This is a genomic window from Kibdelosporangium persicum, assembly GCF_013280595.1.
GTDB classification, from domain to species: Bacteria; Actinomycetota; Actinomycetes; order Mycobacteriales; family Pseudonocardiaceae; genus Kibdelosporangium; species Kibdelosporangium persicum.
Genome location: NZ_JAAATY010000008.1, coordinates 130,615 through 142,881, shown reverse-complemented (window position 1 = coordinate 142,881; position 12,267 = coordinate 130,615). Strand labels below are relative to the sequence as shown.

Here is a 12,267-nt window from a genome sequence, read left to right as displayed (position 1 = left end):
ATTTCTCGCCGGGCATGTCGAGAACGTCGTGCCGGCCTCTACGTCCCCGGTGCAAGGTACTCACACCAGGGAGGAAGAACATCATGACCAGCCAAGACGAGGCCCGTATCCGGCAACTCGCGGGCGGCTACCAGGCCGCGATGACCGCGGGCGACGCGGAGGCGATCGTCGGCCAGTACTCGCCCGGGATCGTCAAGTACGACCTCGCCCCGCCCCTGCGCAACACCGCACCGCGGGACGCTCAGGCGCTGAGGACCTGGTTCGCCACCTTCGACGGCCCGGTCGACTACGAGATCAGGGACCTCGAAGTGATCGCGGGCGCGGACGTGGCGTACACGCACAGCATGCACCGGCTGTCCGCGGTCCCGCTCGGCAGCCCCGAACGGTTCGACCTGTGGTTCCGGGTGACGGTCTGCCTGCGCAAGATCGACGGCGACTGGCGCGTCACCCACGAGCACAGCTCGACACCGTTCCACATGGACGGCACCTTCTCCGCCGCCCTCGACCTCAAACCGTAAACCCGCAGGTCACCCCTCGTGAGTGGTTATCAGGGTTAGAACACCGATAAACACTCACGAGGGGGAGGTGAGCAGGACGGGGAGTTGCTCGGTGCCGTGCTGGACGAATCCGCGGGCGCCGTAGAAGAAGTTCAGCGGGCGTTCCAGGCGGATACCTGGGAAGCGGTCGAGCAACGCGTCGAGCGCGGCCCGGACCTCGATCCGTGCCAACGGGGCACCGACGCAGTAGTGCGGTCCCAGGCCGAAACCGAGGTGGCTGGGTCGCCGTTCGAGGTCGTACACCTCCGGCCGCGGGTACGCCAGTTCGTCGAAGTGCGCGGCCGCGATGCAGAGGTAGACCATGTCGCCCGCCTTGACCGGCACGCCGTCGACGTCCACATCGGACGTGACAAGGCGGTACAGGCCCGCGGACGGGCTGGCCCACCGGAACGCCTCGTCGATGGCGGCATCGCACAGGGCGCGGTTCGTGTTCAGCCGCGCGAGGGCGTCCGGGTTCAGCAGCAGCGACGCGATCGTGGCCGACAGCATCTGGATGGTGGTCTCCAGCCCGCCGAGCAGGAGACTGACCACGGCGACCGTGCACGCGTCGACCGAGAAGCCGCCTTCCTCCAGGTGTGCCCGCACGATCTCGCCGAGCAGGTTGTCGCTCGGGGCCGTACGCTCGGCCTCGACCAGCTTGGCGGCGTACGCCCGCAGTTCGTCGAACGCGTGCTGTCCGGGAGCGGCGAGTTCCTCGTTCATGGGCGACCCGGTCCAGGCCACGATCGCGCGCACCCATTCAAGCCCTCGGTCGCCGAGGTCGTTCGGAATGCCGAGCAGGTCGAGGAAGACCTCCATCGGGTAGCGCGCCAGCACGTCGCCGACGAGCTCGGCCCGGTCCAGCCCGACGAGCCGCTCGAAGTTCCGCTCCGCGATCGGCACGACCCGCGAGGCATAGCGCTCGCTCGCCGCCGGGCTGAAGAAGCGGTTGTGGATCCGGCGTTGCCGGGCGTGCTCGGCGCCGCCGTGGGCGATCATCATCGAGGCCATCGGCCCGACGCCGTAGAAGCTGGTGCTGAACGTGTTGGGGTCGCGCAACCCGGCGGAGACATCTTTGTGCCGCAGGACAACCAGCGCACCCATGTACTCGTCGAAGACGGTGCCGTGCCGACGGCCGAGCTCGGCCAGATCACGCCCGAACGACGCCGGATCGGCTGAGCCGGACGCGAACCTGCTTTCCGCAGCCGTGATCATGGAGCCTCCTCGAGTAGGTCGTCTGCCACTACATCGCCGGGACGGGCCGGCTGTCATCGGCCGCGGGCCGATGATGACCCATTCGCCACCCGATAGGGCACGAACGGAATCACCCAAAGCGAAGCGCGCGCGACTCTGAGTGTTCGCCTTGGGCCGAAAGGTCGTGTCCGGGGACCCGGTCGGCGGCACGAATCGTGGCTGTGTCATCCTGTGACGCAGATCGGCAAGATCACGAACCAGCCGCCGAGGAGTAGCGAATGCGGAATCTCCCGAAGTTCTGTCGGGTGATCGCTTACGGGTCTGTCGCTCCGGCGCTGGCCGGACTGACCGTTCTGTGGTATGGAATGACGTCAGCCCCGGCCTGATGCCGTGGTGGGAGGCGCGTCGGGGCGCCTCCCCTTACGAATTGTCCTTGCTGTCCACGATTTTTGTGGAGTCCGGCCGTGGGTCCGGGATGCCGGACATGGCCCGTTCGATCGCCCTGAGCTGTCGCTCCGCCTCCGCCGCATCCGGATCTCCCAGGGCCACAAGGGTTCTGTGCACGAGAGCCCACGTGTCCCTGGCGTTCGCCAGATCACCGGTCTTCTCGTGGATCGCGGCGAGCACAGTCAGCGCCTTCGCGTGCTCATGCGGATTCAGGTCCCGGTAGATGTCCACGGCGGCCTGTGCGTGCGCTGCCGCCTGACTTGGCTCGCGGTCCGTCAACGCCGTCGCCAGCGTGCACAGCGTCTGGGCGGTGTTGGCCTGGTCCGCGGTCTGCCGGTGCACGCGCAGGCTCGCCTCGCAGTAGTCGATCGCCGCGCCGACGTTGCCCTGCGCCACGTTCAACTGGGCCAGTGCCGCCAGCGTGATGCCTTGCCCACGCACGTCGTTGATCTTCGTCCGCAGTGCCAGCGCCAGGTGGTAACACCGTGCCGCTTCGTCGAGCTGGTCGAGGGCACGTCGGCAGTCACCGAGTTTCTGGTGGACGTGCCCCTGGGACCACTCTTTCTCCATCTCGACGAATTCGGTGAGCACCTCTTCGTACACGGTGATCGCCCGCCGCGGATCGCCGCGCAGCAGGCGGATCGTGCCGAGGTTGTGCCTGGCGATCGCGGCGCCGTACCGGTCGGCTTCCTCGTGGAAGATCGGCAGCGCCCACTCGAAGCACTGCTGTGCCTCGTCCAGCCTGCGCAACGAGATGAGTGCCTTGCCGAGGTTGTTGAGATTGCCCGCGGCGGCCTTCATGTTGCCGACCCGCGTCGCCGACTCGTGGCCGAGCTCGAAGACGTCGACCTGCTGATCGAGATCGATGAACCGGTCGGCGAGACCTTCCATGGCCGCGGCCAGCCGCCAGGTGTGGTTGTGCAGGCCGTGCCGTGCGGCCAGCCGGGTGACGGCGACCAAAGTGGAGCGCTCGTCAAGACACCACCGCAGCGCTTGGGCGCCGGTGCCGAACGTCCGCGGCCGCAGGTCTACATCGGACTGGAGCAGTGGCACGGGATGGTCGTCGGGAATGAGATGTTTGCGTGCGTTGGTCGCCGTGCGCAGGTACCAGTCGACCAGTCTTCTCAGCGCCGCGGGGCTTTCCGGGTCCGACGCCGCGAGGTCGGCCGCGTACGCGTGGATCATGTCGTGCAGGAAGTAGCGATCGGCGGCGCTTTGCTGGATCAGGTGGGCGCCGATCAGGTCGTCCAAGGCCCGGTGGACGTGTTCGTGGCCCAGGCCCGAGACGGCGGCCGCGGCCTGGGCGCTGAACCGAGGCGTCGGGTGCAGCCCCAGGCACTGGAACAACCGGGCCGCGTGGGCCGAAAGTGCCCGGTGCGACCACGAGAACACCGTGCGCAGGCTCGTGGTGACGTCGTCGCCGTGCGGTCCCGCGTCCAGCAGGCGCCCCGCGTCCCGGAGATCCGCCACCAAGTCCTCGATGGGCGCTGTGTCCCGCGCGGCGACGTGTTCGCTGACGATCCGCAGCGCCAACGGTAATCGTGCGCAGAGGGTCGCCAAGGCCGCCACCGCCTCCGGGGAGTCCCAGCACCGGCTGCCGATCCGCCGGAACAGCAGCTCCTTCGCCGCGTCCTCGCTGAGCGGCCCGACGGTCAGCCGTTCGGCGCCTTCGTGGTAGACGAGCTTCGTCAGCTGCTGCCTGCTCGTGATGATCACCGGGCACGGCGTCAGGGCCGCCAGCAATGGCTGGACGTGGGAGGAATCCCGGACGTTGTCGAGGAACACGAGCACCTCGCGGTCGGCGAGCAGGTGCCGCAACACCGCTGCACGCTCCTCGGTGCTCGCCGGTGCCGTCGCGCCCAGGACGTTCAGGAACGTCGTCATCACGATCGCGGGGTCCTCCGGCGGGCCCATCGCGTAGCCCTGGAGGTCGGCGTAGAGGACGCCGTCGCGGAAACGGTGGTGACGGGTGCGCGCCCAATGTGTCACCAACGCTGTCTTGCCCGCTCCTGGCGGACCGTCGATCGCCACGATGGCCGGACCGGTCAAGCGGTCCAACCGGGCGAGCAGGTCCTCCCGCCCGGTGAAGGACGGTGTGTCTCTCGGCAGATCACGAAGCACGGGTACGCGGAACTCCACCAGCACCACCCCTGGCTGGTACGGCTACACCACTGGCCAGTGTGAGCCGAACGGACCAGGACTTTCGCCATGATCACTCACTGATACGCCATTGTTACCTTGAGTGATTACGTGGTGTGGTCGGTCCGGTCGGACGCGCAGTGACCGCCGAGCACGCCCGACTGACCGCGCGAGTGACCCCGCGTCCGCCGAAACGGCTCTGAGCTGCGGTTTCGCCGTGAGTTTAGGCGGTAACAAAGCACTCACTCTTTGTCCACACCTGCTGCCTACTGTCGTCACCATGACAAGCATCGAGCTCCTTGGCCCGGTCCGGGTCCTGCAAGACGGCAAGGAGCTGGCCCTGGGCTCGGCGCGGCAACGGGCAGTGCTCGCCGTGCTGGCGTCCCACGCCGGCCAGGTCGTGTCCCGTGACGCGATCATCCGTGCGGTCTGGGGCGAACCCGAGCCGGCGAGCGCGGCCAGCAACCTGCACAGCTACGTCTCGGGGCTGCGCCGCGTCCTGCGAACCGAGGTCGAGAGCGCGCCGAGCGGCTACGTCCTGCGGGTCGGCAAGGACCAGTTGGACGTCGGCCGGGTGGAACGGCTCTACTGGCGCGGAAAAGCCGCGAGGTGCCCGAAGGAGGCCGAAGAGGCGCTCACCGCGGCCCTCGCGCTGTGGCGCGGTGACGCGTTGCAGAAGGTCCCGGGCCCGTGGGCGGACGCCGAACGGCGGCGGCTGGCCGAACGGCGGCTGCAGGTGCTCGAAGAGCTCTACCGCGTCAAGCTGCGCCGGGGCGCGCACCTCGAACTGATCGCCGAGCTTGAACACCTGGTACGGATGCACCCCGGCCGGGACGTGTTCGTCGAGCTGTTGATGACGGCGCTCGCGCTGGCCGACCGGCGCGCCGAAGCGCTCGCGCTGTACCGGGAGATCCGGAATCCCGCGCCTGCCTTGCGCCGGTTGCAGGCGATGGTGCTCGCCGGCGAGGAGGTGTACGTCGAATCGGCGTGACCAGCGCTGGTTACGAACTGTCGTGGTGTGCCTTGATCCGCGCACGGACTTCGTCGCTCTCGGGCAGCCGGAGCTCCTCGAAGATGGCCAGCGCGGTCTGCCAGGCGGAGATCGCCTCCCGGGTGGCGGTGGAGGTGTTCATCGTGTCGCCGAGCAGGATCAGCACGTTCGCGGCCTCGGCCAGCGCGTGCACCTCACGGTAGATCTCCACGGCCTGTTTGAGGCTGTGCACGGCCCTCTGGTGGTCGCCGAGTGCGATGTGGATCCGGCCGAGCGCTTCCCAGCTGTTGCCTTCGCCGTGCCGGTCGCCGATCGCGCGGTAGATCTCCATGGCCCGGTCGGCCAGGTCCAGCGCGTCCTCGTTGTGGCCGAGCTGTCCCGCGTGGGTCGCCAGGACCTGCAACGAGATCGCCTGGCCTTTGCGGTCGCCGGTCTGTTCGTAGAGGTCCAGCGCTTTGCGGTGGTACTCGGCGGCTTCCTCCGCACGCCCCATGTCGGCCAGGACGGTCCCGTAATTGCTGTACACGTAAGGGAAACCGCTCGTGTCGTCCAGTTCGGCCAGCAGTTCCTCGGTGCGCTTGAGGTGTTCGAGGGCCCGCTCGGGTCTTTTCAACAGCCACTGCGCGCCCGCCATGCTGCGGTGCATCCTGGCCAGCACGTAGGTGTCGTCGGCCAGGATCGCCGCTGCCAGTGCCGTGCTGGCGGCGGACTCCCACTCGTGGGCGAGCCCCCTGCGTTGGTAGTAGTGCTGGATCGTGATGGCCAGATACCAGGTGTACGGCAGGAATCCGTGCTCCGCCGCGGTTTTCACCAGCAGGCCGATCACGTGCCGCTCGGCGGCGAACCAGTTCAGCGCGGCCGCCTGGTCCGGGATGTCCACAATGGGCACACCGGGCCGTGGTGGCGGTGGTGGCGGGAAGACCTGGTGCGGCGGCAGCCGCAAGTACGCCTGATACGTGTTGTGCACGTAGTAGTCCAGCAACCGGCCGAGGGCCTCGTGCGTGTCCTGCGCCGAATCCAGCTCCATGCGCTGTTCGACCGCGTACGTCCGGATCAGGTCGTGTGCGAGGTACCGGCCAGGCTCGTGTTCGGTGAGAAACCGGATACGCGTCAGCTCGTCGAGCAACGCCTGCGCACGGCCGACCGGCAGCCCGCCGATACTGGCCGCCGCCCCGACCGAGGTCTCCGCGCCGATGTGCACCGACAGCAACCGGAAAAGCCGTGCCGCCTCAGTGCTGAGGATCCGGTACGACCACGAGAAAGCGGTGTGCACGTCCAGTTCGCCGTCGTCGTCGCGGAATCCCTGCAAGGTGCCCTTCGCCTGTTTGAGCTTGGCGATGATGGCGCTCAACGGGAAGTGCGGATAGGCCGCGGCCCGGGCGGCCACGATCGCCAGCGCCAGCGGCAGGCGGCCGCACAGGGCGATGATCTCCTCGACCGCTTCGGCCTCGTGCTCGACCTTCTCCCGGCCGAGCCTGCGGATCAGGGTCTCCCTGGCCTCCTCGGCCGAGAGCGCGTGCAACGTCATCGCCTGCGCGCCTTCGGCGGCGACCAGCCCGGCCAGGCGGTTGCGGCTGGTCACGATCACCAGGCAGCCCGCCGACGCGGGCAGCAGCGGCCGGATGTCCGCGACCTCACGGGCGTTGTCGATCAGCACGAGCACCCGGCGGTTGGACAGCACGCTGCGGTACAGCGCCGACTGCGCGTCGACGGTGGCCGGTATCCGGCTTGTGTTGATGCCCAGGGCGTCGAGCAGCCCGCGCAGCGCTTCGGCCGCGGTGAGCTGGGCGTGGTCCGGGTCGAAGCCGCGCATGTTGATGTAGAGCTGGCCGTCGGGGAACCGGTCGGCGACCCTGTGCGCCCAGTGCACGGCCAGCGTCGTCTTGCCCGCGCCGGGCATCCCGTCGATCGCGATCGTGACCAGGCCCCGCGGCTGGTCCGGCAGCCACGATTCGAGCTGCCTGAGCTCGGCCGACCGGCCGGCGAACGCGGGCAGGTCCGGTGGCAGCTGAGCGGGCCGGACCACCGGCGCGATCAGCGGTGTCTCGTCGGGCGCCGGTGACGTCAGCACCTCGCGGAACGCGCCCGTCAGCTCAGGACCCGGGTCGACGCCGAGGTCGTCGGCCAGTTTGTCGCGGATGGTCTCGTACGTCCGCAACGCGGCGGCCTGGTTGCCGGTCGCGGCCAGCACCCGCATCAGCCGGGCCTGCATCGCCTCGTTGTACTCGTCCAACGACACCGCCATGCGCAGGAACGGCACGAGGTCGGCGGCCCGGCCGCACTCCAGCGCCACGTCGGCGGCCTCGCAAACCACCTGACAGCCTTCGTGGTCCAGGTCGAGGAAGATCGCCTTCGCGCGGGCAGGCGCGACCACGCCGTGCGCGACGCGGCCTTGCCACAGCTTCAACCCCGCGAGGTAAGCGCTGACGGCCTCGCGCTGAGCGCCCGCCTCGGCCAGTCGCCGGGCCCGGGCGGTGTTCTGCCGGTACTCGACCACATCGGACGACTCGGCGGTCACCGCGAGCCGGTACGAGCCCGCCTCCCTGATCAGCCACGAGCCGGTGGCCCTGGTCGGCAGGTCCGGTTCGAAGAGCCGCCTCAGCGTGCCGACGTAACGATGCACCACGTTGACAGCGCTGGACGGCGGTTCGTCCTCCCACAGCAGGTCGACCAGCGAGTCGAGACTGACCGGTTTGCCACCGTTCACCAGCAACAACGCCAGCAGCAGACGTTGCTGGGGTGGTCCGAGGTCGATCTCGGCCCCGTGACGCCATGCTCGCAACGGCCCCAGCAGTGCGAACCTGACGGCTGAGCTCACCGGCACCTCTCCCTGCTCCCCAGAGGTGGACTGCTCCCGGGCGCAATGATGCCATCATCCCGCGGCCGGTGAAGATCAGCCGGTGAAGATCAGCCGGGTGATGAGCCAGTGCCGTTCAGCCAGCGCTGTTCGGGCGGGGCTGTCCGGGTCAGGGTGCCGCCGCGCGGGCCTGCGCCCGGCTGAAGGTGTTGCGCAGCACGGCCAACAGGGCGTCGCGGACCGACAGCTTCTCGCGGGCGTCGAACGTGACCAGCGGGACCTCGTCGGACACCGCCAGCGCCCAGCGCACGTCGTTGAGGTCGTGGTTGAGCATCCCGTCGAACTTGTTCACCGCCACCACGAAGGGCACGCCGGCCTTCTCGAAGTAGTCGACCGCCGGGTAGCAGTCGTCGAGCCTGCGGGTGTCCACGATGACCAGCGCACCCAGCGCGCCGACCACCAGGTCGTGCCACATGAAGCCGAACCGGTCCTGGCCGGGCGTGCCGAACAGGTACAGCTTGACCTCGTCGTCGATGGTGATGCAGCCGAAGTCCATCGCCACGGTGGTGGTGGTCTTGGCGGGCACGTGCCCGGTGCGGTCGATCTCGGCGGCCGCCGAGGTCATCACGGCCTCGGTGCGCAGCGGCGGGATCTCGGAGATGGACGCCACGGCGGTGGTCTTGCCGACGCCGAACCCGCCCGCGATGACGATCTTGACCGGTGCCGGCGGCTTCTTCGGCGCCCCGGACGTCGGTTCAGCGAAGGGCTTCGAGTCCACGGATGACCCTTTCGATCATGCGGAGGTCCTGCGGGGTTTCGGCTTCTGGTCTGCGCACGACGACGTAACCCAGTGCCGCGAGGTCGGCCACCAGCACCCTGGCCACGCCGATGTGCAGCTTGAGCATCGCGGCGATCTCGGCGACGGACATCGTCCGGCGGCACAACGAGAGGATGTCGCGCCGCTCGAACGTCAGGTTCTGCACCGAGTTGGCCCCCAGGGTGCTGGTCATCACCTGGGCTTCGATCTCGATGGTGTGATCGACGGGTTTGGTGCGCCCGGACGTCATCAGGTACGGGCGCAACAACGAGACGTCGGGATCGTCCTGTCTGCCGGTCATGCCTGCACCCCCTATTGGCCGACGGAGTTCTTGAGTTCCTCGATCAACTGCGGGGTCAGCACGGCACTGGCCCGGTTGGCGAACATCGCCATCTCGTAGGCGATGGTGCCGAGACTGGCCTGTTTGGTGGCCAGCACGCCGAGCGAGCAGCCGATGCTGATCGTGCAGACGAGCAGGTAGCCGCGCTCCAGCTCGATGATGATCTTGTCCGGCTGGCCGAGCGGGTGCGTGTCGGACACGCCGTTGGCCAGGCCCAGCATGGCCGACGCGATCGCCGCGAGACGGTCGGCGTTCTGCCGCGCCAGATCCGAGGACATCGCGATCAGCAGGCCGTCGGCGGACACCGCGATCGCCGCGATCGCCCCGGCGGTGCCCTGGGCGAAGCGGCTCACGAGCCAGTTGAAGTTCTGGGCCTCGGTGCTGACTCCAGGGGGCGTGATCATGGGGTGCTCTCTTTCGTCGGATCAGGGTCAACGCCGGTCCTCCGTGCTCCGGCACGAGCGAGTCCGCTGGCGAACGCGTCCAGCGAGGCCTTCTCGGCCTCCGGGTCCCGTGCCTTGTACTTCGGCTGGGCCGGTAGGGGAGGTGCACTCGTCGTCTTCATCGTGCGCAGACCGGGGGCGAGGCTGGCGCCCGGCACCCGCCGGGTGAGGCCGTCTCGCGTCGCCGGCCGTGCCTCGGGTGCCTGCGGCTTCGCCGGGGCCGCACCGACCGGAACCGGGGCCGTCACGCTCGGCGGCTCGGCGGCCACCTTGGCGAAGGCCTCCTGGAACCCGTCCAGGGCCGTACGGGCCGCCGCCGGGTCGTGGGGCGTCACGCGCGCCGCCACCGGTGCGGACACCACACCCGGTTTGGCCGGAATCGCCGCGCCGCCGGGGATCTGCGCGCCCGCGACTCGCCGCTTCAACCCGCCACGGGCCTCCGGTTCGCCGTTGCCCGCCGGGGCCGTGGCGACCGGTTGCGCCACCGGTGGCGGAGGATCGGGTGTCACGTCGGGGTGGTGCTCGGGGAACCACGAGAACCCGGCGCTGTGCCGCGCGGGCGGGATTCGCATCTCCGGCACGTCCGGCATTTCCAGCCGGGGACGTGCCGCGCCTTGCTGAGCCGCGCCCGCGAAGCCCGCGGGTTCGGGTGGCGGAGCGGGCCGGGTGAACAGCGTGGGCGGAATGGCGACTCGCGCCGTGACACCGCCGCCGTGCGTGGGAACCAGGTCGACGGCCAGCGAGTGCCGCCGGGCCAGCCGCCCGACCACGAACAGGCCGAGCACACTGGTCGGTGCCACGTCGAGACGTTCCCGGTCGACCAGACGCCGGTTCTCCTCGGCCAGCTGCTGCGGCTTCATGCCGATGCCGTGGTCGACGATGCTGATCATGCACGCGCCCTCGTTGGTGAACGCGGTGTTGACCTCGACACTCGTGTCCGGCGGGGAGAAGGACGTCGCGTTCTCCAGCAACTCGGCGAACACCAGCACCAGGTCGGTGCCCAGCGACGACGCACACGTGACCTCATCCATGTCGCCGAGCCGGACCCGTTGGTAGTCCTCGATCTCGGCGAGTGCCGAGCGCATCGCGTTGGCCAGCGGCATCGGCCCGCCCAGCCCGGTGTCGGTCCGGGTACCGGCGACCACGAGCAGGTTGTCGGCGCTGCGGCGAAGCCGGGTGGAGAGGTGGTCGAGCTGGTAGAGCCGTTCCAGCAGACGGGAGTCCTGCTCGTCGCGCTCCAGTTCGTCGACCAGGGCGAGCTGGCGGCCCACCAGGTTCTGGGTGCGCTGGGCGACGTTGGCGAACATCAGACTGACGTTGTGCCGGGTGATCGCCTGGCGCTCGACCAGCCCGGCAGCGGTCGACTGCACCCGGTTGAACGCGACGGCCAGCTGGCCGATTTCGTCGCCGGAGGGGACCTTGATTTCGGTCAGCCGCGGTGCCTGTGCCTCGGCGGTCTCGGTGTCGCTGACCCGGACCAGTTCGGACTCGGCGAGCTGGGCGACGTTCGTCGCCGCGTCGGTCAGCTGCCTGAGCGGCGACGCGATCGACCTGCTCACGATCACGGTCAGGAACGCCACCAACGCGAACAGGGCGGCAGCGCCGCCGCCGACCAGCCACGCGACGCTTTGCGCGCTGTCCGCACGGGACGTCGCGGCATCCGTCAGCTGACTGGTGACGCGGTCCTGGACCGTACGGCGCAGACCTGACTGCGCGCCGACGGTCGTCAACGCGTCATTGGCATACGCCTCAAGGGCGGCGGGATTGCGGGTGTCCTGGGGCATCCGCGCCGCGAGGTCCTCGACGGCCTGCGCGGGATCGCCTTCCGCCACCTGCACGACGAGTGCGGCGTGCTCGACGTCCGCCTGCTGGACGAACCGCTCGGTGAACATCTTCGCCTGCTGGGCCGCGTCGTCCAGCAGGACCTGACCGGTCGTCCGGTTGAGCGCGGTCGCGATCAGCGCCATACCGCGCAGCTCGCCGTATTCGTTGGCGCGCAACAACGCTTCGAGTGCGGTCAGCTGCCTGGTGCCCTCGGCGTCACTGGTCACCTGCGGCACAAGGCGAAGCGAGTCGATGATCGCCTGGACGATCGCGTGGAACGTACGGGCCACGCTGTCGGCCGACACGCCGCGCCGCGACGCGCCCTGCCGCAACTCGTTCAGCGAACCGACCCGGACCAGCGCCGACGAGAGCTCGTCGGAGATCTCGCCGCCCAGCGACGACCGGACCTGCCCGACGGTGTCGTCCACCTTGCGCTGCTGGCGTTCCATCGCCGAGCTGTCCGCGCCCGGCGAGGCCAGGTACGCGGTGGTGAGCAGCCGCTCCCGCTGCAGTTCCCACACCAGGCCACCGACTTCACGTGTGTACCGCGCGGCGTCCGCGGTCTGGCCCGCCGAGGCGGCACTGTTGGCCTGCACGATGACGAACGGTGTCGCGACCATCAGCACCGCCGCCAGCGGCAGCAGGAGGAGCAGGTTCAGCTTGCCCCGGATGCCGAGCCTGCCGAGCAGCTTCCCGCCGCCGTCCCGCCCCGGCGGTCTCTTCAGGTGCTTCATGCCGC

The 12,267-nt window shown here is 69.2% G+C and carries 9 protein-coding genes; 2 read left to right on the top strand and 7 right to left on the bottom strand.

The features are described from left to right. The first annotated feature begins 83 nt into the window (after positions 1–83). Positions 84–518 carry a YybH family protein gene (locus tag GC106_RS16735; protein ID WP_173131033.1) on the top strand — a complete coding sequence of 145 codons (435 nt, stop codon included), beginning with the start codon at positions 84–86 and terminating at the stop codon, positions 516–518. A gap of 54 nt (positions 519–572) precedes the next feature. Here the strand turns inward: GC106_RS16735 and GC106_RS16730 are convergent, their stop codons facing one another. Next, positions 573–1,751 (bottom strand): cytochrome P450, encoded by a 1,179-nt coding sequence (locus tag GC106_RS16730; RefSeq protein WP_173131030.1) that lies wholly within the window; start codon positions 1,749–1,751, stop codon positions 573–575. A 399-nt stretch (positions 1,752–2,150) separates the two neighbouring features. Next, positions 2,151–4,316, bottom strand: coding sequence for an ATP-binding protein (locus GC106_RS16725; RefSeq protein ID WP_173131027.1), 2,166 nt, complete (start codon positions 4,314–4,316; stop codon positions 2,151–2,153). A gap of 280 nt (positions 4,317–4,596) precedes the next feature. Between GC106_RS16725 and GC106_RS16720 the strand changes: the two genes are divergently transcribed. Next, a complete protein-coding gene (locus GC106_RS16720) occupies positions 4,597–5,307 on the top strand; it encodes an AfsR/SARP family transcriptional regulator (protein ID WP_173131024.1) in 711 nt (236 codons plus the stop codon). Between the two features lie 10 nt (positions 5,308–5,317). On the opposite strand, the gene GC106_RS16715 is transcribed toward GC106_RS16720, so the two are convergent. The 5 genes from GC106_RS16715 to GC106_RS16695 all read right to left on the bottom strand — a co-directional run bounded on the left by GC106_RS16715 (position 5,318) and on the right by GC106_RS16695 (position 12,262). Beyond that, complete coding sequence (locus tag GC106_RS16715) at positions 5,318–8,125, bottom strand: AfsR/SARP family transcriptional regulator (protein WP_173131021.1); 2,808 nt, start codon at positions 8,123–8,125, stop codon at positions 5,318–5,320. A gap of 148 nt (positions 8,126–8,273) precedes the next feature. Next, positions 8,274–8,882 carry a GTP-binding protein gene (locus GC106_RS16710; RefSeq protein ID WP_173131018.1) on the bottom strand — a complete coding sequence of 203 codons (609 nt, stop codon included), beginning with the start codon at positions 8,880–8,882 and terminating at the stop codon, positions 8,274–8,276. Next, positions 8,860–9,222, bottom strand: coding sequence for a DUF742 domain-containing protein (locus GC106_RS16705; RefSeq protein ID WP_173131015.1), 363 nt, complete (start codon positions 9,220–9,222; stop codon positions 8,860–8,862). Before GC106_RS16705 ends, GC106_RS16710 begins: the two co-directional genes overlap by 23 nt. 11 nt (positions 9,223–9,233) lie before the next feature. Beyond that, positions 9,234–9,665: a roadblock/LC7 domain-containing protein gene (locus GC106_RS16700; protein WP_033389312.1), complete on the bottom strand. Its 432-nt coding sequence runs from the start codon at positions 9,663–9,665 to the stop codon at positions 9,234–9,236. After that, complete coding sequence (locus tag GC106_RS16695) at positions 9,662–12,262, bottom strand: sensor histidine kinase (RefSeq protein WP_173131012.1); 2,601 nt, start codon at positions 12,260–12,262, stop codon at positions 9,662–9,664. Before GC106_RS16695 ends, GC106_RS16700 begins: the two co-directional genes overlap by 4 nt. Positions 12,263–12,267: the final 5 nt, after the last annotated feature.

Excerpts from the sequence above, each read along its gene's own strand:
- GC106_RS16735 (WP_173131033.1), top strand. The coding sequence starts at position 84 with ATGACCAGCCAAGACGAGGCCCGTATCCGGCAACTCGCGGGCGGCTAC.
- GC106_RS16730 (WP_173131030.1), bottom strand. The coding sequence starts at position 1,751 with ATGATCACGGCTGCGGAAAGCAGGTTCGCGTCCGGCTCAGCCGATCCG.
- GC106_RS16720 (WP_173131024.1), top strand. The coding sequence starts at position 4,597 with ATGACAAGCATCGAGCTCCTTGGCCCGGTCCGGGTCCTGCAAGACGGC.
- GC106_RS16705 (WP_173131015.1), bottom strand. The coding sequence starts at position 9,222 with ATGACCGGCAGACAGGACGATCCCGACGTCTCGTTGTTGCGCCCGTAC.
- GC106_RS16700 (WP_033389312.1), bottom strand. The coding sequence starts at position 9,665 with ATGATCACGCCCCCTGGAGTCAGCACCGAGGCCCAGAACTTCAACTGG.
- GC106_RS16695 (WP_173131012.1), bottom strand. The coding sequence starts at position 12,262 with ATGAAGCACCTGAAGAGACCGCCGGGGCGGGACGGCGGCGGGAAGCTG.